Annotated in this window: 19 protein-coding genes and 1 other annotated feature; of the genes, 1 reads left to right on the forward strand and 18 read right to left on the reverse strand. The window is 39.0% G+C overall.

Going from position 1 to position 20,877, the window contains the following annotated elements; all coding sequences use genetic code 11:
- Positions 1–77: 77 nt before the first annotated feature.
- The 10 genes from RWP19_RS01205 to RWP19_RS01250 all read right to left on the reverse strand — a co-directional run bounded on the left by RWP19_RS01205 (position 78) and on the right by RWP19_RS01250 (position 11,917).
- Positions 78–563, reverse strand: coding sequence for a GNAT family N-acetyltransferase (locus RWP19_RS01205; RefSeq protein WP_314356156.1), 486 nt, complete (start codon positions 561–563; stop codon positions 78–80).
- A 219-nt stretch (positions 564–782) separates the two neighbouring features.
- On the reverse strand, positions 783–2,738 hold the full coding sequence (locus tag RWP19_RS01210) for an S-layer homology domain-containing protein (RefSeq protein WP_314356158.1): 1,956 nt from the start codon (positions 2,736–2,738) through the stop codon (positions 783–785).
- A 693-nt stretch (positions 2,739–3,431) separates the two neighbouring features.
- Positions 3,432–4,619 carry an MBL fold metallo-hydrolase gene (locus RWP19_RS01215; RefSeq protein WP_314356159.1) on the reverse strand — a complete coding sequence of 396 codons (1,188 nt, stop codon included), beginning with the start codon at positions 4,617–4,619 and terminating at the stop codon, positions 3,432–3,434.
- Between the two features lie 213 nt (positions 4,620–4,832).
- Positions 4,833–5,375, reverse strand: coding sequence for a hypothetical protein (locus tag RWP19_RS01220; protein WP_314356160.1), 543 nt, complete (start codon positions 5,373–5,375; stop codon positions 4,833–4,835).
- Between the two features lie 164 nt (positions 5,376–5,539).
- Positions 5,540–6,610 carry a 3-isopropylmalate dehydrogenase gene (leuB, locus tag RWP19_RS01225; protein ID WP_314356161.1) on the reverse strand — a complete coding sequence of 357 codons (1,071 nt, stop codon included), beginning with the start codon at positions 6,608–6,610 and terminating at the stop codon, positions 5,540–5,542.
- Between the two features lie 175 nt (positions 6,611–6,785).
- Positions 6,786–7,277, reverse strand: coding sequence for a 3-isopropylmalate dehydratase small subunit (locus RWP19_RS01230; protein ID WP_295276394.1), 492 nt, complete (start codon positions 7,275–7,277; stop codon positions 6,786–6,788).
- A 1-nt stretch (position 7,278) separates the two neighbouring features.
- Positions 7,279–8,538: a 3-isopropylmalate dehydratase large subunit gene (gene leuC / locus RWP19_RS01235; RefSeq protein WP_295289445.1), complete on the reverse strand. Its 1,260-nt coding sequence runs from the start codon at positions 8,536–8,538 to the stop codon at positions 7,279–7,281.
- 1 nt (position 8,539) lies between these two features.
- A complete protein-coding gene (locus RWP19_RS01240; protein ID WP_314356162.1) occupies positions 8,540–10,078 on the reverse strand; it encodes a 2-isopropylmalate synthase in 1,539 nt (512 codons plus the stop codon).
- A gap of 156 nt (positions 10,079–10,234) precedes the next feature.
- Positions 10,235–10,438: a binding site (T-box leader), on the reverse strand.
- 82 nt (positions 10,439–10,520) lie between these two features.
- The gene (locus RWP19_RS01245) at positions 10,521–10,928 is read right to left on the reverse strand and encodes a hypothetical protein (protein WP_314356163.1); all 408 of its coding nucleotides are present in this window, start codon (positions 10,926–10,928) and stop codon (positions 10,521–10,523) included.
- Positions 10,929–11,287: 359 nt separating this feature from the next.
- Positions 11,288–11,917 carry a hypothetical protein gene (locus tag RWP19_RS01250; protein ID WP_314356164.1) on the reverse strand — a complete coding sequence of 210 codons (630 nt, stop codon included), beginning with the start codon at positions 11,915–11,917 and terminating at the stop codon, positions 11,288–11,290.
- Positions 11,918–12,147: 230 nt separating this feature from the next.
- On the opposite strand from RWP19_RS01250, the gene RWP19_RS01255 reads away from it, so the two are divergent.
- Positions 12,148–12,495, forward strand: coding sequence for a hypothetical protein (locus tag RWP19_RS01255; protein WP_314356165.1), 348 nt, complete (start codon positions 12,148–12,150; stop codon positions 12,493–12,495).
- Positions 12,496–12,563: 68 nt separating this feature from the next.
- Here RWP19_RS01255 and RWP19_RS01260 read toward each other — a convergent pair whose 3' ends face one another.
- The 8 genes from RWP19_RS01260 to RWP19_RS01295 all read right to left on the reverse strand — a co-directional run bounded on the left by RWP19_RS01260 (position 12,564) and on the right by RWP19_RS01295 (position 20,734).
- Positions 12,564–13,556, reverse strand: coding sequence for a virulence RhuM family protein (locus RWP19_RS01260; protein WP_314356166.1), 993 nt, complete (start codon positions 13,554–13,556; stop codon positions 12,564–12,566).
- A 424-nt stretch (positions 13,557–13,980) separates the two neighbouring features.
- The gene (locus RWP19_RS01265; protein ID WP_314356167.1) at positions 13,981–15,180 is read right to left on the reverse strand and encodes an NADH-dependent flavin oxidoreductase; all 1,200 of its coding nucleotides are present in this window, start codon (positions 15,178–15,180) and stop codon (positions 13,981–13,983) included.
- 251 nt (positions 15,181–15,431) lie between these two features.
- The gene (locus tag RWP19_RS01270) at positions 15,432–15,734 is read right to left on the reverse strand and encodes a helix-turn-helix transcriptional regulator (RefSeq protein ID WP_295991126.1); all 303 of its coding nucleotides are present in this window, start codon (positions 15,732–15,734) and stop codon (positions 15,432–15,434) included.
- Between the two features lie 152 nt (positions 15,735–15,886).
- Positions 15,887–16,627 (reverse strand): dipeptide/oligopeptide/nickel ABC transporter ATP-binding protein, encoded by a 741-nt coding sequence (locus RWP19_RS01275; RefSeq protein WP_314356168.1) that lies wholly within the window; start codon positions 16,625–16,627, stop codon positions 15,887–15,889.
- 1 nt (position 16,628) lies between these two features.
- Entirely contained in the window at positions 16,629–17,396 is a 768-nt protein-coding gene (locus RWP19_RS01280; protein WP_314356169.1) for an ABC transporter ATP-binding protein, read from the reverse strand.
- Entirely contained in the window at positions 17,389–18,912 is a 1,524-nt protein-coding gene (locus RWP19_RS01285; protein ID WP_314356170.1) for an ABC transporter substrate-binding protein, read from the reverse strand. The genes RWP19_RS01280 and RWP19_RS01285 overlap by 8 nt, the downstream gene beginning before the upstream one ends.
- A gap of 69 nt (positions 18,913–18,981) precedes the next feature.
- Positions 18,982–19,791: an ABC transporter permease gene (locus tag RWP19_RS01290; RefSeq protein WP_314356171.1), complete on the reverse strand. Its 810-nt coding sequence runs from the start codon at positions 19,789–19,791 to the stop codon at positions 18,982–18,984.
- Positions 19,784–20,734 (reverse strand): ABC transporter permease, encoded by a 951-nt coding sequence (locus tag RWP19_RS01295; RefSeq protein ID WP_308221110.1) that lies wholly within the window; start codon positions 20,732–20,734, stop codon positions 19,784–19,786. Before RWP19_RS01295 ends, RWP19_RS01290 begins: the two co-directional genes overlap by 8 nt.
- Positions 20,735–20,877: the final 143 nt, after the last annotated feature.

Here is a 20,877-nt window from a genome sequence, read left to right on the forward strand (position 1 = left end):
TCTATCTTATTATCAAAATACTTACTATTAAATGAAATCATATATAAGATTTAGTTAGTATTTCAAAAAAGGATTTACTATAGTAAATCCTTTTTGAAGAGTATTGTAGTATGTTGTTTGCCTCTAAAATGAACTTTATCATAGGCTTTAAACCCAAAAGATTCATACATGTTAGGCAACCATGGATGCTCTTGTGCGGTACCTAATGTAACGGCAGGGGTTTTAAATTGATTAATCAACAACTCTTCCGCATAGCCTAATGTTTCCCGCGCATAGCCTTTACCTTTAAACTCAGGCGCAGTTACAAAGTGAGCAATATGCGGAAACTTATCCGGTGTGGAATATTTTACCCAAGGCATACAGAATGTAATAGAACTTACAAGTTGTCCATCAATATACAAACCATATACAGGATAGGTTTCGATCCACTCTTTAGATTCTTCTTCTGTAAAATCGATAGCATCGAATGTGATTGGATAGTCTTTAATGGCTGCGTAACCATCGATTAATACCTTATGATATTCCGCTGTATCTGCTACTGTTAATTGTCTAAATTCTTTCATTGTCTTTCCCTCATATCTATATTTTTATTCATTAAATTTGTATATTTATTACTTCATGAACGTTATTATACACCTATGCGAATTAACTTGCAATATTTTTACATAAATATTACATGAAGTTTTACATACATTAATCTTAAAACAAGCAAAAAAACAGGATGTATCACGAGGATACATCCTGTTTTTGAACTTTTACGAGCTCGAGGGGAAGTCAACGTATTATTGATTAATACGGGAACCGTATACGTCACGTTGATTTTTTGGTTCGTTGTTAACACGAACACGTTCTGTTTTATGACGATCGTTGTCAGCACCAGAAATACGATCAACACGGAAGTGGTTAAGACGAATATTTTGTAATTCAGGTCCGAATTCATTCATAGCACGTTTCATGTTGTCATCGATAGGAGCACCATTTTGAAGTGCACGGTACAACATAGTAGCAAATTCGTAACGAGTCATTTTAACGTCGCCTTTGAATGTGCCATCAGGGTAGCCAACAAGGATACCATTACCAGCCAATTGGCTAATGTATTGGTAAGCCCAGTGGTTACGAGGAACGTCTGGGAATTCAGCAGTTTTACTAGGATCGATTGCATGTGGAGTCAAAATTTGTAACAAGTTGTTATATTTGTTTTCCATGTCTTGAAGACGTGCGTTCAATTCAGCAATTTCACGGCCCATAGCTACACGAGAGCGGGACTCAGGAGAACGTTTACCAAGACGAAGAGATACGCCAGCGTTCAATTGAGTTTCGCCAGTACCTACAGTACCACCAACGGAGAACATTGTATCTTCGTTAGGACGGTAGAAAGCACCTAATGCTGCGGAGTTAGCATTGTGGTAGTGACCATAACCAGCAGCGATTGTCCATTTGTCATCTGGATTGAAGTCCAATGGATGTAAAGCAGCCAATGCAGCAGAACCTGCACCTACTTTATTAACGCGTTTTTCAACATTACCAACACGATTGTTCAAGTTAGTAATATTATTGTTGATTGCACCTGGTGTAGAATTGTTAATTTGAGTTTGTAAATCGTTTGCAACGGAGTACAATTGGCTACCGTTTACAGCATCTGTAGAATCAGCGGAAATTTTACCAGCTGCTACGTTGTGGATTTGGCGTTCGCCGCCAGCAGTACCAACAGATACAGAACCTACTGGGCTAGTACCTGCGAAGCCACCAAAAGTGTGACCAGCTACAGTTGCATTAGTTACAGTTGTTGCAGAACGAGTAGTGGAGTCAGCACCTAATGCAATGGAGTTTGCAGTGGATGCCTTAGCTTTATTACCGATAGCAATGCTGTAATCAGCAGTTGCAGCTGCATCAGAACCGAATACGTTAGTGCGTACGCCTGTTGCTTGAGCACCAGCACCAAATGCTTGTGCATGATCGCCTGTTGCTTTTGCAGAGGAACCAATTGCATTAGCATGGTTGCCATTTGCAGCAGCATCAGCACCAATAGCATTAGCTTTGTAACCAGTAGATTCTGCTTGGTGACCAAGTGCTAAAGAGCGTACATCAGCAGCATGTGCACGAGTACCGATTGCGATGCCCCAAGTTTTATCAGCTTGAGCTTCATGACCGATAGCAACTGTTTCGCTCATTTTAGCTTGAGCTTTGTTACCTACTGCCAATGCAGAACTACCTAGTGCAGTATTTTCAGAACCAATAGCTACAGAATTGCTATTCCAAGAACCGTTTAACAATGTTGCAGAATCAGGCTCATTATCGAAAGTACGATCACGGAAGTTTGTAGTTGTACCGTCTACAGTATTGCCATAGCCATAACCGATAGCATTTGTACCAGTTACATTATTAGTGTCACCAAACGCTTGTGCAAATTCACCTGTTACAGTATTGCCGTCGCCGAATGCATTAGCTTGGTTACCATTAATAGTGTTTTGGTTACCATACGCACTGCTAGAACCGTTAGCACTTAAAATTGTATTACCTTGACCTACAGCAATGCTTGTAGCTGTATTATTAGCAACAGTACCGTAGGATACAGCATTACTTGGAGCAGGAGATGCTGTAGCATTACCAGCTGCAGAGATGAAACCACCTGCAGTAGTCACAGAAGCTGCACTTACTGGAGCAACAACAGTACCTACTGCTGCAGCTGCCGCTAATACAGCAAACGCTAATTTTTTAGAATGTTTGTTTTCTCTCATCTTACACCCTCGCTAAATTAAAATTCTTAACCAAACACAATACAATTTTTCGTTCTCTCTTAAAGCCGCCTCTCTCCTCTGGCTGATAAAATATACTTCTTATAGTAAGCTAAGAAATATATTCAATTCATTTTAAGAAAAATTTATATTGTTGATTACTCGCCTAGCATATCAAAGTTTTACGATATAAACAAGACTTTTTCCCATATAAAGTTCATTAACAACTCTTCATATTTCCCAAATATTGCCAAAAAATAGCATGGTTACTAATATTTCTTGTCATATCAATATACTTATTAATTTTTGTTATGAGTAATAAAAATCACATCTTTTTTGAGATTCTACAAAATACATATTGTATATCTTATAAATAATTATTACTTTTATAAGTAATGCAAATATTTTTAAACGACCGCCAGATGCCATTCATATTAATTTCATGAATATTTTCTGAACTTTTCACCAAAAGAATAATTAACCATTTTTCTGAATTTTATATTATTTTTATTTTTATTGAATATTATCTAATACATATATTTAGATATATAATTAAGAATACAAATATCATTCAGAATATACGCATAAGTTTACGAAAACAAATCTATAAGCCATATATGATGCTTATAAAACTTTCTATACATAGAAAAATACAAAAGCTCCTACATTCTATGAATGTTAGGAGCTTTTTACATGTTAATTTAATAATGCTGTTACAAGTTCTTCTGCTTTGCCAAAATCCTCTGCATCTGGATTCCAATTACATTTAATTTCTGGTTCTACTACAGAGAAACCATATTTAGTCAATTCTTCACGAAGCACTTTTGTAGATTCACCAGACCAACCATAAGTGCCAAATACAGCAGCTTTTTTATTTTTAAACTTCAACTCACGTAAGAAGTCGAGCCACCCAGCTACAGAAGAGATAACACTATTCCCTACTGTTGGAGATCCCACAGCAATCGCTTTTGATTTGAATACTTCTGTCATAATGTCATTCTTATTGGTTTTACTGATATTAAAGATCTTAACCCGTGTATCAGGAGATTGTTTAGCAATCTCATCAGCAATTTTATGGGCTAATTTCTTTGTACCATCCCACATAGTATCATATACAACTGTAACTTGATCTTCTTGGTATGCTTGAGACCATTCATAGTATTTCTCTACAATTTGCATTGGGTTTTCACGCCAAATAGCACCATGACTAGTAGCGATAATATCAATTGGCAAGTTGAGCTTTTGTATTTCTTCAACTTTAGCTTTTACCAATGGAGAAAATGGATTCAAAATATTAGCATAGTATTTCATCGCCTCTGCCCATAGACTACATTGATCAGCCTTATCAGCCCATAGCTCTTCTACAGCAAAATGTTGACCAAACGCATCATTGGAGAACAAGATATTGTCGCCAGTCATATAAGTTGCCATAGAGTCAGGCCAATGAAGCATACGCATTTCTACAAAAACTAAAGATTTTCCATTTCCGATATCTACAGAATCACCGGTTTTAACAGTTTTAAAATTCCATTCTGGATGATGATATTGACCAACCAAGGATTTAACTGCATTTTCCGTACAATAAATAGGCGTATTAGGAATTTTCTCCATTAATGCAGGCAAGGATCCGCTGTGATCTACTTCGCCATGATTACATACGATGAAATCAATCTTATTTAAATCAATTTCAGATTCCAAATTATCAATAAACTCAGAGGAATGAGGCTTCCACACTGTATCGATGAGAACAGTCTTTTCTTCCTCAATCAAGTACGCATTTTGACTAGACCCATTATTAATACTGTAATCAGAACCGTGGAATTCTTGTAATTCCCAGTCGATTTTACCTACCCAAGATACATTATTTTTAATGTGCTTTCTCATAATAGCCTCCTTTTGTAAAAGTTAAAATACTTACCTTATTCCAATTCATAATGTTATAAAGAAACTAAATAACTTTCACTAATAGTACAAATTACAACCTAAAAGCTATATCAATAGATATACCTCAAGGTCGCTAGTAACTATGGTTTTATTATACTGAAATTACATAAAATAGTCTGTATCTGCAGATACGATTTTGATATGGATTAAAAATTACTCTATATGCGTATTAGGTTTCAATCCTGGGATTGCTTTATAGATATATAATGCAATATATCCGTCAACCATGCTATGAATGATAGTACCAACACCAACAAGAACAAATACGACATAGATAATATCAATATTTGGAGTCGTAGTTGTAGTATAAAATAACAAGCAGGCTAATACTTCAGCAACAGCATGAATCAAAGCGCACACAAAGTTAAAAGTCACAAAGGAAAAGGCATTAGATAATACTTCCATGTGATTTTTAAGATACCAGGCGCCAAGCAAAGCAAAAAAGATATGTGATGCTGCACGCATAACAATAACGATAGGGAATCCTGCTACAAAGAACCCTAACGTAGAGCCAATAACTACACAGGCTGCCGATTTACGCGATAAAAACATAGCCAAAAAGATTGGCACGTGACTAGCCAGTGTGTAAGAGGCTGGTGGTATGACGACTTTCAATGGCATCATGATAGGGATCATAATTGCTAAAGCCATTAATAACGCAGTAATAGTGAGATTTCTGTACATAGTTGATTTCATGGTAAACACCTCATTTTAAAACTATACTAAATACAAACTAAAAAATACCTCACCAAATGCGATGCAATGTCGTAAGCGTTCTTTTACCGCACATGATATAGGATCATGCATCTGACTATATGACAAAAATCAGAGAACTAGTCAAGATGCACGAGCTTACATGACTACAAACGTTCAATAACAGCTTGTGCCATTTCTGTCGTACCCACACGTTTTAAACCATCGCGATAGATATCGCCTGTGCGATAACCATCAACGAGTACTTGTTCAACAGCTTTTTCGATAGCGTCAGCCACTTGAGGTAAATCAAGGGAGTGACGGCACATCATAGCTGCGGACAAGATTGTACCCAATGGGTTTGCCAAGTTTTGGCCCATAATGTCTGGTGCAGAACCGTGGATTGGCTCGTATAATGCTGTGCCAGTACCCATGGATGCAGATGGTAAAAGCCCGATAGAACCAGAGATTACAGCGCCTTCGTCAGACAAGATATCGCCGAACAAGTTTGTTGTAACGATAACGTCGAATTGTGCCGGATTTACAACAAGTTGCATTGCTGTATTATCTACGTAGAAGTAATCTGTTGCGATATCTGGATTAGCTGCCGCTTTCTCTTGAGCGATTTTACGCCACAAACGAGAAGAAGCCAATACATTTGCTTTATCTACGGATACAACCTTTTTATTACGTTTGCGAGCTGTTTCCATAGCAATATCCATGATGCGCTCTACTTCATAACGGCTGTAAGTTTCTTTATCCCATGCGAACTCGTTAGCGCCTTCGCCTTGTGCCTCTTCGCGTTCACCAAAGTAAATACCACCAGTTAACTCACGAACGATAACGAAATCTACATCTTGTACGAGTTCCTTTTTAAGTGGGGAATACTCTTGCAAAGATGAATAGATTTTTACAGGGCGCAAGTTACAGAACAAGCCAAGCTCCTTACGAAGACCTAGAATTGCTTTTTCAGGACGGATAGAAGGATCTACATTATCCCATTTAGGACCGCCTACAGCACCAAGCAATACAGCATCAGCCTTTTTACAAGCCTCGATAGTATCCTCAGTCAAAGGCACACCATATGCATCAATAGACGCACCGCCCGCTTTTTTATCAATCCAATTAACCTTTACACCGGCTTTCTCAAAAGCCACATCACACACAGCCTTTGCTGCCGCAATAATCTCAGTACCGATACCATCACCAGGAATCAATACGATATTCTTTTCGCTCATATTACCTCTCCAATATATAGTAAAAGATTGCAAACCTCATACTCTCCCCCAGTGCCCTTTGCGAAGAAATCGCAATAGCACTTAATGGAACAAGAGCTGGCATATGCCTTGAGACCGACTTAGCTCGCTTTGGAGGCTCGAGAGGCATATGCCAGCTCGAGCCTCGTATTAAAGTCTACTTGCGATTTTTCGCAAAGTTCACAAGACCACCAGCTGCCGCAATGTCTTGAATGAATTGTGGCAATTCAGTCCCTTGGTATTGTTCATTTTTAGTCAAGTTGTACACGATACCTTTAGACAAGTCTACACCGATAGCATCGCCTGCGTCGATATGATCTACTTGTTCACCGATTTCAATTACAGGTAAACCGATATTAATGGCATTACGGAAGAAAATACGTGCAAAGGAGTGTGCAATAATAACAGGCACACCTTTTGCTTTGATAACACCTGGTGCGTGTTCACGAGAGGACCCACAGCCAAAGTTTTTACCGGCTACCATGATTTCTCCAGCTTTCACATTGGGAGCGAAAGTAGTATCAATATCTTCCATCGCATGTTCAGCCAATTCGTTCCAATCGGCAATTGCCAAGTAACGAGCTGGAATGATTACGTCTGTATCTACATCGTCGCCATAGCGCCAGATTTTTTTGCTTTCAAAATCCATATTAAACCTCCTCAGGGCCTGCAATGCGGCCTAATACAGCACTTGCTGCCGCCACGTAAGGGCTTGCCAAATATACTTCAGAATCAACGTGACCCATACGACCACGGAAGTTACGGTTTGTTGTGGAAACTGTGCGTTCCCCTTCAGCCATGATACCCATGTAACCGCCAAGGCATGGACCACATGTTGGTGTGGACACAGCGCAGTCAGCTTGAATGAAGATGTCCAATAAACCATCTTTCATAGCTTGATCGTATACATCTTGGGAACCAGGAATTACGATACAACGAACGAATGGAGCTACTTTGCGACCTTTGAAGATTTCCGCAGCTGCCACCAAGTCTTCGTAACGGCCATTTGTACAGGAACCGATGATAACTTGATCGATTTTAATATCTTTGTCGATTTCGTTGATGTAATGTGTGTTGGATGGCAAATGAGGGAATGCTACAACTGGTTGTAATTTGGACAAATCGATTGTCACAGTTTGAGCATATACTGCATCAGGGTCTGGATTAATTGGTTCTACAGGACGATTTACGCGACCTTTAATATATTCTTCAGTGATTTCATCATATGGGAATACGCCACATTTACCGCCAGCTTCGATAGCCATGTTACAGATTGTAAGACGGTCAGCCATAGTCATATGTTGTACGCCTTCGCCAGCGAATTCAAGAGCCATGTAACGAGCACCATCTACGCCGATTTTACCGATTAAATCAAGGATTACGTCTTTACCAGTTACCCATTTGTTAGGTTTGCCGATAAGTTCAACCTTAATTGTTTCAGGCACTTTGAACCAAGTTTTACCTTCTGCCATAGCAACACCCGCATCAGTAGAGCCTACGCCTGTGGAGAATGCATTTACCGCACCATATGTACAAGTGTGGGAGTCAGCACCGATCATCATTTCCCCAGGACCAATAAGGCCTTTTTCTGGCAAAATAACGTGCTCGATACCCATTCTACCGACTTCAAAGTAGTTTGTAATGCCATTTTCGCGTACGAAGTCGCGCATGACTTTCGCTTGTGTAGCGGATTGAATATCTTTGTTTGGTGTGAAATGGTCAGGCACCAAGTAGATTTTATGACGGTCAAATACAGGTTTGCCGATTTTTAAGAACTCTTTACGCGCTGGTGGGAATGTGATGTCGTTCATCAATACCGCATCCAAATGACATTCGATAATTTGGCCCGGTTTTACAACATCAAGACCCGCGTGGCGAGCCATATTCTTTTCAGTAATGGTCATACCCATATTATTTTTCCTCCTGTTGTTCTAGCTCCATAGCTAGGAATACTGAGTTTACTGCATTAATATATGCATTTACACTTGATTTAACGATATCGGTGCTGATACCACGACCATGGTACAAACGACCGTTATATTCTACCTTAAGGGTTGCTTCCCCAAGAGCGTCTTTACCAGCTGTGATGGCACGGATTTGGTAGTCTTTTAAGCTAATTGGCAAGCCAACTACACGTTCAACTGCTTTAAGGGATGCGTCTACTGGACCATCACCTACGGCAGCATCTGCTTTTTCACCTTCTGGTGTCATGAGGCGAACGTCAGCATACGCGTAGCCTTTTTCACCCAATTTATAGTATTGAGCCACAAGCTCAAATGCTTTTTTGTGATGTAAGTTATCTACTACAAGAGCGATAATGTCATCATCGTATACTTGTTTTTTACGGTCTGCCAATTCTTTAAATTTAGCGAAGAGGTCGTTGATTTTCTCTTCTGTGAAAGATTGGAAACCAAGTTTTGCCAAATGATCGGCAAAGGCATGACGACCAGAGTGTTTGCCCAATACGAGGTCTGTTTTTTCAGCCCCTACGGACTCAGGAGTCATGATTTCATACGTTTCAGGGTTGCTCATCATACCATGTTGATGGATACCAGACTCATGAGCAAAGGCATTAGAGCCAACGATTGGTTTATTTGGAGGAACTACAACACCTGTTAAACGGCTCACAAGTTTAGATACTTTCGTAAATTGTTTTGTATCAATGTTCACTTGAAGGTCGCCGAAGTAATCATGGCGTGTTTTAAGAGCCATTACTACTTCTTCAATTGCTACGTTACCAGCCCGTTCGCCTAGGCCATTAATTGTGCCTTCTACTTGGCGTGCACCTGCTTTAATAGCAGCTAACGTATTCGCATTGGCAAGACCTAAGTCGTCATGGCAGTGAACAGAGATTATGGCATTTTCAATGCCTGGTGTATGTTCTTTAATATAGCGGATTTTATCACCGAACTCATTAGGGTTCATGTAACCTACTGTGTCTGGTACATTAATAATCGTTGCACCACCAGCAATGGCAACACCAAATACTTGGCATGCGAAATCTAAATCAGAGCGTGCCGCATCTTCACCGGAGAACTCGATTTCATCAACCTTACCTTTTGCATATGCCAATACGGATTTAACCTTATCCAATACCTCTTGGCGAGTCATTTTTAATTTATATTTCATATGAAGTTCGGAAATAGCAATGAATACATGCAAACGGCTACGTTCCGCATCTTTCAATGCATCAATCGCTTTTTGTACGTCCTTTTCATTAGCACGTGCCAACGCACAAATTGTTGCGCCTTTCACTTCGCGTGCAATCGTTTGTACTGCTTCAAAATCTCCAGGGGATGCTGCTGGGAAGCCAGCCTCGATTACGTCGATGCCGAGGCGTACTAGGCCTTTCGCAATTTCAATTTTTTCAGGAGTTTGTAAAGATACACCTGGTGTTTGTTCCCCATCACGAAGGGTTGTATCGAAGAAATATACGCGATTTTGATCCATAATCCTCACCTTTTCTATACTAATAAAACATAACACTGTATTATATCTATCCATTGTGAAAGTTTAGTAAAATCGCTGATGTGTCTATAGTAATCTATCAGTGCTTTTACTAGACTTTTACAATAAAAAAAGCCCCTCAGAACAACTATCGTTGCTCAAAGGGGCGTTATATACATAACACGGTACCACCCTAATTGGGACTCGTTGCGGGTATAACGGAACCACCGTCGATGACTACTGCTGTATTCGCCACCAAAGCTCACGGGAGAGTGTCAGCGTACAACCTCTATTGCCTCGCACCAACCGGCAACTCTCTGAAAGCAGGATTTGTAAACCTTTATACCCATTCATAGCTTGTATTTAAGATATAAGGGTATTGTACTGTATTCTATAGAGTTATGTCAATTAAAATAAAATGAATATTATGCATCTAGCATTCTTATTAGTAACTAATCCACTCTAAATTCTCAAAATTATTTAGAATTCGTTTATCCATTTTTACCACTTGATTAGTAAACTCTATTCGACCATGAATAAATGAAATATCTGTATACCAGTTCTTTAAACCCGCATACAATTCATTCTCTAAATCAATAATGATGGTTTCAATGGGATCCCAAGTTTTGCATCTTACAGACTCAACCATAACCATACTATTACCTATGAAAGTAACATCCCTACCATAAATCCAAAATGGCAATGCTTTTCCCTTTATGGTAATGGAATATATCGCATCTCCATGAGGTGGTTCTGTTCCATATTGCGCTTTTATATTGTACTTTTCCATTATCTCATTGCTAGTATTTTCTATATATGGCAACGTTGAAATCTTGTAATTTTTTAGGTTCATAAAAACTCCGTTATTTTTAATATAAATCACAACAAAGAGGACTGTATATCGCTATTTGTGTAAAGTATATTTTGCTATACTATAAGTGTTGCTAACCCTAATCTGGCAACAGAAAGGGGGTGTAGTTATTGCACAACAACTATCAATTTTGGCTAGCCGTCATGGTAAATGTACTCGCCTACTACATTTGCAAGTGGTTAGACGCTTTCCTAGCCTTTTTCTTTAGCAACTAGCCCAACGCTCTAACATTAGCGTAATAATGTAAAAAATCCCTCGGAGTTGCAGCTCCGGGGGATTTTGTAGTTAATTGCACAACTATCAATTGCCTATCTATAATATACTACACTTAAAGTGTTTTTTCAATAATCTACACTCTTAATCATTTCTCTAGCCCGCTCAACAGAAATAGGCTCATTAAATAAGAACACATGATTCTGCCCCGCATGTTCGCAAGATGCTAAGTAAACGGAGTCATCCACCATTCGATAAGTCACGGTCATGCCATTTATAATCTCTGTTTTCTGAGGTACATAATCCTTATAATCGCCTGCGATATTACCTGATACTGTCGATACGCGATACTTAATATACTTTGGCATATCATCTACACGGTCAAAATATGTTCCTTTTAAAAGCTCATGATAGGCATACACAACTTGTAATACATCGTGATCCACAATGGATACATGTACAGGACGTAATCCCTCTAAACCACTTGGCAACTGCGGTTTAAAGTTCAAATGTTGCTTAGCCTCATATAGGGTATCAAACACCTCTAAAGATTGACCTTTACGAGTGCTTCTATAATCCTCATCAGTCATAGTGCAACTTCCAAGTCTATCTGGACAAGGAAACTCATTTCGATCACCATAAGGCTGATCATAAATCGAATTACCATTAAGACGAAACCGCAACAAATCATCTGCGGACACAACATTGATGGAACCTATAAAAGCTAGCGTAACTAACGCACATACAACCTTTTTCATGATACAATCCCCTGCAAACAAACTACATTTATTAAGTAAATTATATCATTAAAATTTGAAACAGCTATCATCATAAATCTATCCTATTTGATAGTATCTATCGCAAATCATTCTACTATTCAAAATTATAGTAAGTGCTATAATGAACTCAACAAAAGGAACAGGTGCTCATATGATACTAAATGCACTATTCCAAAACTATAGTTAGTAATTATATGGAGGAAATAATCATGACACATACACAATTAACACAACTCGTACAAGCTTTATTAGATGCACCTACAAGTAATGAAACAGTAAAGGAATTTGCTCAATCTTGGATTAATGCAGAAGGTACACCTAAACAAGAAGAACTTACAAAACAGCTCGTATCTGTAGCAGAGCAAAACATTGCTCTTATCGACGAAACAATCAACTTTGCTGGATCTGAACTAGCTGTACAAATCCTTGGAGAAGAAGGTGCAGCTAACCTATTACAACACGCTAAAGACATCAAAGCAGAAGGCGCAGAATTCTGCGACTGCCCTAGCTGCGTGGCATGTAAAAACGTTATTGATTTGAAAGCGGAAATTAAATAATCATATAAACTACATATTACCTATTAATTGGCTATCAATACATTGTTGATAGCCAATTTTTTGAAAAACTATTTACCGCTTTTTTTTGCATATGTATCAAGAACTTTTATTTCCCGTAAATAATCGCGTTCGACAGTACTTATAGTTTGATTCTGATATTTCTGATATTCAGAAAGAACCTTCGCTTGCATTTGTTGATGAGATATACGACCTTTATCCTGTAATACATCTTCGCCTGTAGCCATCAAAATAGAATCTATATGCTTTACCCAGTCAGCCATTGTCATTGGGATTCCACGCTGTGCCTGTCTTTCTGCAAAATCCAAATATCCTGAAACTAACTGATTGAGTCCTTTCAATTCTTTTTCTGTAAGATAATTTTTAGCAATTTGAGCTTCTTTCAATGTAGGCAACTCTCCTTTGAAAGTAGTCAAACCCATAAATTCTTTTTGACTATCTACACGTTTATAAATAACTTCACTAGCCGTATTATGATGAATCGCAAAATGCATCTTATTTTGTACTGTAGCAAAAAATGATTTTGCTTCTACAGATACTGGATTATAATCAACAGCAGTAGAAAATAAGTCCAACACTTGACGATAAAAAACCTTTTCACTAGAACGAATATCTCGAATCCGATCTAATAATTCTTTAAAATAAATGCCACCGCCCAATTCTTTCAGACGTTCATCATCCATAGCGAATCCCTTTATCAAATAATCCTTCAATACGGTTGAAGCATATTTTCTAAATTGAATTCCTCGCGGTGATCGTACACGATATCCTATGGCTAAAATCATATCAAGATTATAATAAGCTAACTTTCTTTCAACAGTCCGAGCACCTTCATTTTGAACTGTCAACTTATAGTTGACAGTTCCTTCTTCAGACAATTCCAAATCTTGAAATATAGCTTTAATATGCTTACTGATATTTTGTTTTGTTGTTTGAAATAATTCCGCTATTTCACTCTGACTCAACCAAACAGAACCATTATCTAATATTAGATTAATTTTAGCTTTTCCATCTTCAGTATTATAAATAATAATATTATTCATCTGAAAGCCTCTCTGTCATTACATCCATAGTCATTCAATATCTGTATACAAAAATCTTAAAATTAGCATATATTCAACTAAAACAAGCCCTCTATATTACTATCATTGTAACACAGAAAACTTATACTAATAGGTCAAAGAAGATAATTGCTTCATCGGCAAATCCATTGTAAGGCGTCAAGATAAGACTAGCACAATAAGCAATCGTTATTACATATCAATAAAAAAGGCTGTAGCAGAATACGTTATAATTATATTCTGCTACAGCCTCTTATTTTACAAACTCGCTTTCACAAGTTATTTATGGGTGTATAGTTTTATGTGTTGTGATTCGATTATTTAACTAAAAAATGTACTTAATAATCTGTATTTTTTACGAGTTTATTTACGAAATTTTTTTACTAATTTAGTTGGTGTTTGCTTTTTATTGTTCCGCATATGGAATTGCTAGTGGATGGTTATCATAGGTACCTCTATGTTGGTCATAGATGGATTCTGCACCTGGTAATGGTGGCAAACCCAAGGAGTCAGTGCGAGTGAAGGCTTCAAATAGGCCTGGTGTTAGGTGCATGTTTGGAACGTGTTCAGGTGTTACTTCGTGAACGATGGTATCGCCTTTACCGTTCATGATTTTATGCCCAAATTCAGGGTCTATCAAAGTACCGCGACCTACTGCAATGATGTCTGTATAGTTTTCTACCGCATCACGAGCTGCTTCTTCGCTGAAGATATTGCCTACAATAATAAGTTTTGTTTCATCATCGAGAGCTGCTTTGAATAAAGAGCCAAAGGATTGATCCGCACCTTCTGGTTTGGAATCATAGCCACCCCATAAGGATAGATGGATATAATCTAGCTCTTCTTTTACAATAGCCTCTATGAGTTGAAGGGATTCTTTATAGGTATAACCAATATCTGTACCGTGGATTTCTTCTGGGCTCAAGCGATAGCCAATAATGAAGTTTTGTACGCCCGCTTCTGCTACAACGCGTTTTACTTCACGCACAACGGCTAATGGGAAACGCATGCGATTTTCTAAAGAGCCGCCCCATTTATCTGTGCGGTGGTTCGTCAATACAGAAAAGAATTGTTGCAATAAATAATGGTTAGCACCGTGGATTTCTACACCATCAAAGCCAGCTTCAATAGCTCGTTTTGTAGCACGACCAAAGTCTGCAATGATCTCTTCAATTTCACTTTCAGTAAGAGCACGAACAGGGAACTTACGATGTAAGTCGCTAGGCGCTACTACGTCATGATGATTGATAAAGCGACCAATCGCCATACGTCCACCGTGATGGATTTGCATAACTGCTTTATTACCGTCTTTCTTTAAAGCTTGTGCAATTTTCTTTGCGCCCTCTAAGTGAACATCAGAGTAAATGCCCATTTGAGATGGATAGCCAGGCATGTACGCTGGGCCACCACTTTCACTAACGTAATGAAACTCAGTAATCAATAGGCCGGCTGCCTTAGAACGATGATTGTAATAACGAATTGTATCATTACTTGCATAACCACCCTCTAATGCAGATTGACTTTGCATTGGAGCCAAGGCAATGCGGTTAGAAATCGTTAACCCACGACGGAATGTAATTGTATCTGTTAAGTTATGTTGTGCCATTATAGCCTCTTTCTCCTAATACTATAGGAATTTTATACGATATACATCTAGCTGATGACTGAATTATATTTTCACATTTACATATTGCGAATTACCGATGTGTTGAGTTAATAAAAAGCAATCCTATATAATCACACTCACTAGATAATACGCATCGTATCAATATAATTGCGTTACTAATATAAGTATCTGACTAGTAAACTCTAGTAAATTATGCTACACATACTTATGTGTTATATATTCATGCTCTTTTATAATTCAGTTTCTACCAACTTTGCTAATTCTGCAATGGTTTCCTCGTTGCGACGGTAATAGGTCCATTTACCAATTCGTGTAGCAATCACCAAATCTGCCTTTTGCAATACAGACAAATATTGAGATGCTGTCGATTGGGTAACGCCAAGTTTTAGTTGAATTTGACCTACACAGACGCCGACTTCCACCATGTCTACCGGTTCTTGATGTGTAAAGTAACGCTTTGGATCTTTTAACCAAAATAGAATTTGTAGACGTGATTCATTAGCAAGCGCTTTAAAGACCTCTAATTGATTCATCTTTAGTCACCTCTAGCATCATTATATCGTAATTTCGCGATATGTCAATTTATCGTTACATCATATGTTTTATAAATAAAAGCCCCTGATTGATATGTACTACCTTTACTGGTTCTCCAGTAAAAATAGCATATCCAAACAGGGGTATTTCTTTATAAACTTGCTTCCACAAGTGATTTTGTATATAGGTGTACCGCTTCTTTAAGTCGTTTTGATTCGATATTTTCTACGATTTGCCCATCTTTCATAACGATGATTCGGTCTGTTACGGCTTGTAACAGGCCTATGTCATGACTGACGAATACGTAGCCGAAGGGTTGTTCCTTATGTAATTTTTGTAAAAGGTCTAGCACTAGTTTTTGGTTCACCGCATCAAGGGCTGATGTAGGTTCATCAAAGAGTACTAGTTTTGGATGCATCAACATAATCCTTGCCAGTACTAACCGTTGCAGCTGACCACCACTTACTTCATGAGGGTATTTCTGAACAATAGTTTCAGGTAGATCTACATGTTGAATCCATTTACTGATATCTTCCTTTGCAGCGGCTATATCCATAAGCCCATAGTTGATATACGGCTCCAAGAGAAATGCTTCTAAGTTCATCCTCGGTGGAATCACTGCCAAGGGATTTTGAAACATCATCTGCATAGAGCGATATATTTCCCTATGATGTTGAATGGAATGGATATCCTCACCAAGGAGTCGCAAGGTACCAGATGTAGGTTTTTCTAGCATGGCAATCATCCTAAGCAATGTACTTTTACCAGAACCACTACCACCAGCAATACCTACCCGTTCATTCTCCGCTACAGAAAAGGATACATCATCAACAGCACGAACCGTATGATGGTGGTTTGTATATTGTTTACATAAATGCTCAACTTGAATCATACTACACCACTTTCATTACGGAATCTAACAAAATACGAGTATACTCATTCTTCGGATATGTCATGACCTCTTCGGTGGATCCCACTTCAACGAGTTGCCCCTTATTCATAACCCCGATGCTATTGGCAATTCGTGCGGCCGACTTGATATTATGAGTTACGATAATCACCGTTGCTCCAAGAGCTTGTGTTACCTCTTTCATAAGATCTAATACAGAGGCTTGCACGAGCATATCTAAGGCACTAGTTGGTTCATCGGCAAATACGATGCTAGGCTTTAAGATAAGACTTAAGGCTATTGCTAGTCGCTGTTGCATACCACCGCTCAATTGAAACGGATAAGACTGCAAGATACGCTCACCATCATTAAGATGAACTAACTTCAACATGTCGATGACGCGAGCTATTTCATAGCTTTCACCATGAGCACGGAACAAATCCTTGAAGTGATTTTCTACGGTGCGATTTGGATTTAAATAGGCGCTAGGGTTTTGAAAGATCATAGAAATCTTCGTGCCCCGTAGTTGTCGCCAATCGCCATCACTTAAGGTAAAAACATCGGTACCATTTAACAAAATTTGACCACTAATACTAGCTTGTTTCAACATGCCAAAGGCGGCACGGACCAAGGTAGATTTACCAGATCCACTTTCACCAACAATGGCAAAGACCTCGCCATTAGGTACGGAGAAGGATACATTACGCACCGCCTCTTCCGCACCATATGAAATTGTAACCTTATCAAATATGATACAATCAGATTTATTCAATAGTAGAATCCTTTGTTAATAAGTAGTAATCAATTGGATGTACTGGTATATTTTTAACTTTTGTAGTAGATACAACCGTTGCACTTGGATACAACAAATAGATATCTGCTACGTCATCAACTAAGATTTGTTGCGCTTGTTTTGCAATATTAGAGCGTTCGTTTTGATCAAATGTTACGGACAATTGGTCGATTAACGCATCTACTTGAGGGTTAGAGTAGCCACCAACGTTTGCTTTAGCACCAGTTTTGTAGAACAAGCTGAGGTACCAGTATGGGTCATTTGTAGACATAGTAACCACAGCACGTTCTACCATATCAAAGCCATCTGTACCAAGTGTATCTACATCACCAGGGCTTTGTAATTTTTTAAGAGTTACAGCAATGCCAGCTTGTTTCAATTCTTGTTGAATTTCTTCGTACAAGCTTGTGTCTTTACCCCAAATAGCAAGAGTTAGAGATAATTCCTTACCATCTTTAGCATAGATACCGTTTGCATTTTTAGCATAGCCAGCTTGAGTTAAAATTTGGTCAGCTTTAGCTACATCTGTCATCGGTTTATTAGCGATAGAATCAAAACCTAAATTAGCAGATGGTGGGAATGGAGCCGCACCTGGTGTAGAACTGTTACCAATGATTTTCGCCATAGAATCGTAGTTAATAATATGAGCAATAGCGGAACGTACAGCTTTGTCATGTAATGGAGATAATTCAGTATGGTTCAATTTCAACATGAGCACACGAACGCCTGCAACGTCTTGAATATTGAAGCCATCTTTGAACAAGCTGCGGTTAGCAGAGTCCACTTTTTGGATTACATCAACGTCTTTAGATTGTAACGCCATAGCGCGTTTGTTGTTATCTTCGATATCTTTTACTGTTACAGTATCAAGACCTGGTTTGCCACCCCAGTAATCTGCGAAGGCAGCAAGTTCGATTGTTTCACCTTTTGTGAAAGCAGTGATTTTGTAAGGACCTGTGAGAACTGGTTTAGATGCTACATCTTTAAGATCTGCAGTGTCCATGATAACGAACGCTGGTTCAGTTAAGCTAGATAACAAGGAACCATTAGGTTCTGTCGTTTTAATAATCAAGTTTTGACCATCTACTGTGATGGACTCGATTTTAACAGCTTTCGCGGAACGAGCACTTTGTTTCATTGTGTACTCGATAGACTCTTTAACCTTTTGTGGCGTCATAGGCGTACCATTATGGAATTTTACATTTTCACGGATGTGGAATTTCCATGTTGTAGGGTCCACATTTTCCCAAGAGTCTGCTAATTGTGGAGTAAATTTCATATCTGGTGTTACCGTTGCCAATGTTTCACCAGCACCGATACGCGTCAATGTCCACGCATCCCACTCGTGAGTTGGATCTAATGTTTCACCAAACCAATATAAGCCAACATTCATATGCTTCCCTTGTTTGTCTTGTTTAGCCGTATCACTTCCGCAACCAACCAAGAGAGCTACCATACTCAGCATAGTTAGACACACTAATAACCAACGTTTCATAACTTCTCCTTTTTTGAACATCGCCTCTGTGAAAGAGGCTTTCACCATAAAACTCTATACACAGCGCGGTTAGCGAGATACATCGAGAGCATCGCGCAACGCATCACCAATATAGTTAAATAAAACAACAGTAATAAAAATAGCGAGCCCCGGATAAATTAACAGCCATGGCGCAGTTTGTAGAAAATCTCGGGAGCTCAACAAGATAGCGCCCCACTCCGGATCCGGCGGTTGTACACCGATGCCGATGAGTGAGAAACTGGCTACCAAGATGATAGTCTCCCCCAGATGTTGAATAATAACAATCAACAACGGCGGCAATACATTCGGCAAAATATATCGACTCAGGATTCGTAGGTTCGAAGCCCCCGACATGCGAGCAAAGGTAATATACTCCGCATGGCGTTCAATCTGTACGAGGCCTCTAGTGATACGCGCATATTCCGCCCATTTAGTAATGCACAGGGACAGGATGACATTCGTGATGCTCGGCCCCATAATACCGATGAAAGCAATGGCAATAACCATATTCGGGAACCCTAGTACCAAATCAATTAAGCGAGATAACCAACGGTCGATACGCGGTGTAGAGAATCCTGCCAATCCGCCAATAACGATGCCGATAGCACCGCTGATACCGATAATGGTGAAAGCAATGCCTAACGAAGCTTTACCGCCATAGAGGATGCGAGACCAAACATCTCGCCCTAACTGATCAGTACCTAATAAGTGAGTACTGCTTATGTCTTGTAAGCGATCTGCCACACTAGTCATCTCTGGATCAAATGGTGCTATATAAGGAGCACATAGGAAAAATACAATCCATAGAGCTGCTAATACCAACATAGCATATAAAGTGTACGGCTTTCGTCTATTCATAGGAGCCTCCTTTTATAGCGGCTCTTCGTTTCGGATTTAGCCAAAAACTCAAAACATCGATGATAATATTAATCACGATAAACACCATAGTAATCCAAATAATGTAGCCTTGCATCAAAACATAATCGCGAGCCACAATGCCTTGCACCATCATGTAACCAAAGCCTTTAATGGCGAATACCATTTCAATAACGGCAGACCCACCTAGCATGGCACCCATCGTTACCCCCATCATGGGCAATAACATAAGGCCTACATGAGGGAAGATATAACGGGTATACACCATCCACTCAGGTAGCCCCAAAGCGCGAGCCCCTTGCACAAAAGGCTGCCGAGATACTTCTAAAATGGCATTGCGCAAACGACGAATATACAAGCCGCATAGCCATAAGGCTAGGGTTACAGCTGGCAATACATAGGCAGCAAAGCCCTTTGTATTCGTCACAGATACGAGCTGTAATTTGACACCAAATAGATACAATAGCAGTAGGCCTACCCAAAAGCTTGGGATAGCTAAAGCTAAAAACGTAACTAAACGGATACCATGATCCACCCAAGAATCCTGATATTTTGCAGCTAATATGCCAAGAGGGATAGTTACAGCGATACCTATAACAAGTGCTAGCGATACAAGACCTAATGTATTCGGTAAAGCACCACCTAAAATCGTAGCCACTGGCAACGCATACAGAATAGACTCACCAAAGTCCCCTTGTACAATTTGACCTAACCAACGTAAGTATTGCTGCCACCAAGGATCATTGAGCCCTAACTGCTCTCGTATCTGTGCAACCACAACTGGATCAGGAGTAGCCCCTAAAAGATTAAACTTCATCGACACAGGGTCGATAGGAGATAATTTTATCAATACAAATGTACCGATAGTAACCACCAATAAAATACCTAAAATACTTGCTAAACGCTGCAATATTAATCGATACAACACATCACCTGCCTTCTTTATCACAAAATAGCCGTGTTTATATTATAACATTTATTCTCATTTCTATATATCCGTATAGATACATAAGAATGATTTTCATTATGAAATTTAGTTATATATATAAAAACGGCCCCTCATAGAGG

It is taken from the genome of uncultured Veillonella sp. (genome assembly GCF_963522475.1).
Classification (GTDB): Bacteria; Bacillota; Negativicutes; order Veillonellales; family Veillonellaceae; genus Veillonella.

What these genes read in the sequence shown, in the direction of transcription:
- leuC (WP_295289445.1), bottom strand. Translation starts at nt 8,538, where the DNA reads ATGGGTATGACCATTACTGAAAAGAATATGGCTCGCCACGCGGGTCTT.
- RWP19_RS01230 (WP_295276394.1), bottom strand. Translation starts at nt 7,277, where the DNA reads ATGGATTTTGAAAGCAAAAAAATCTGGCGCTATGGCGACGATGTAGAT.
- RWP19_RS01255 (WP_314356165.1), top strand. Translation starts at nt 12,148, where the DNA reads ATGACACATACACAATTAACACAACTCGTACAAGCTTTATTAGATGCA.
- RWP19_RS01260 (WP_314356166.1), bottom strand. Translation starts at nt 13,556, where the DNA reads ATGAATAATATTATTATTTATAATACTGAAGATGGAAAAGCTAAAATT.
- leuB (WP_314356161.1), bottom strand. Translation starts at nt 6,610, where the DNA reads ATGAGCGAAAAGAATATCGTATTGATTCCTGGTGATGGTATCGGTACT.
- RWP19_RS01205 (WP_314356156.1), bottom strand. Translation starts at nt 563, where the DNA reads ATGAAAGAATTTAGACAATTAACAGTAGCAGATACAGCGGAATATCAT.
- RWP19_RS01215 (WP_314356159.1), bottom strand. Translation starts at nt 4,619, where the DNA reads ATGAGAAAGCACATTAAAAATAATGTATCTTGGGTAGGTAAAATCGAC.
- RWP19_RS01220 (WP_314356160.1), bottom strand. Translation starts at nt 5,375, where the DNA reads ATGAAATCAACTATGTACAGAAATCTCACTATTACTGCGTTATTAATG.
- RWP19_RS01240 (WP_314356162.1), bottom strand. Translation starts at nt 10,078, where the DNA reads ATGGATCAAAATCGCGTATATTTCTTCGATACAACCCTTCGTGATGGG.
- RWP19_RS01290 (WP_314356171.1), bottom strand. Translation starts at nt 19,791, where the DNA reads ATGAATAGACGAAAGCCGTACACTTTATATGCTATGTTGGTATTAGCA.
- RWP19_RS01285 (WP_314356170.1), bottom strand. Translation starts at nt 18,912, where the DNA reads ATGAAACGTTGGTTATTAGTGTGTCTAACTATGCTGAGTATGGTAGCT.
- RWP19_RS01210 (WP_314356158.1), bottom strand. Translation starts at nt 2,738, where the DNA reads ATGAGAGAAAACAAACATTCTAAAAAATTAGCGTTTGCTGTATTAGCG.
- RWP19_RS01250 (WP_314356164.1), bottom strand. Translation starts at nt 11,917, where the DNA reads ATGAAAAAGGTTGTATGTGCGTTAGTTACGCTAGCTTTTATAGGTTCC.
- RWP19_RS01275 (WP_314356168.1), bottom strand. Translation starts at nt 16,627, where the DNA reads ATGATTCAAGTTGAGCATTTATGTAAACAATATACAAACCACCATCAT.
- RWP19_RS01270 (WP_295991126.1), bottom strand. Translation starts at nt 15,734, where the DNA reads ATGAATCAATTAGAGGTCTTTAAAGCGCTTGCTAATGAATCACGTCTA.
- RWP19_RS01245 (WP_314356163.1), bottom strand. Translation starts at nt 10,928, where the DNA reads ATGAACCTAAAAAATTACAAGATTTCAACGTTGCCATATATAGAAAAT.
- RWP19_RS01265 (WP_314356167.1), bottom strand. Translation starts at nt 15,180, where the DNA reads ATGGCACAACATAACTTAACAGATACAATTACATTCCGTCGTGGGTTA.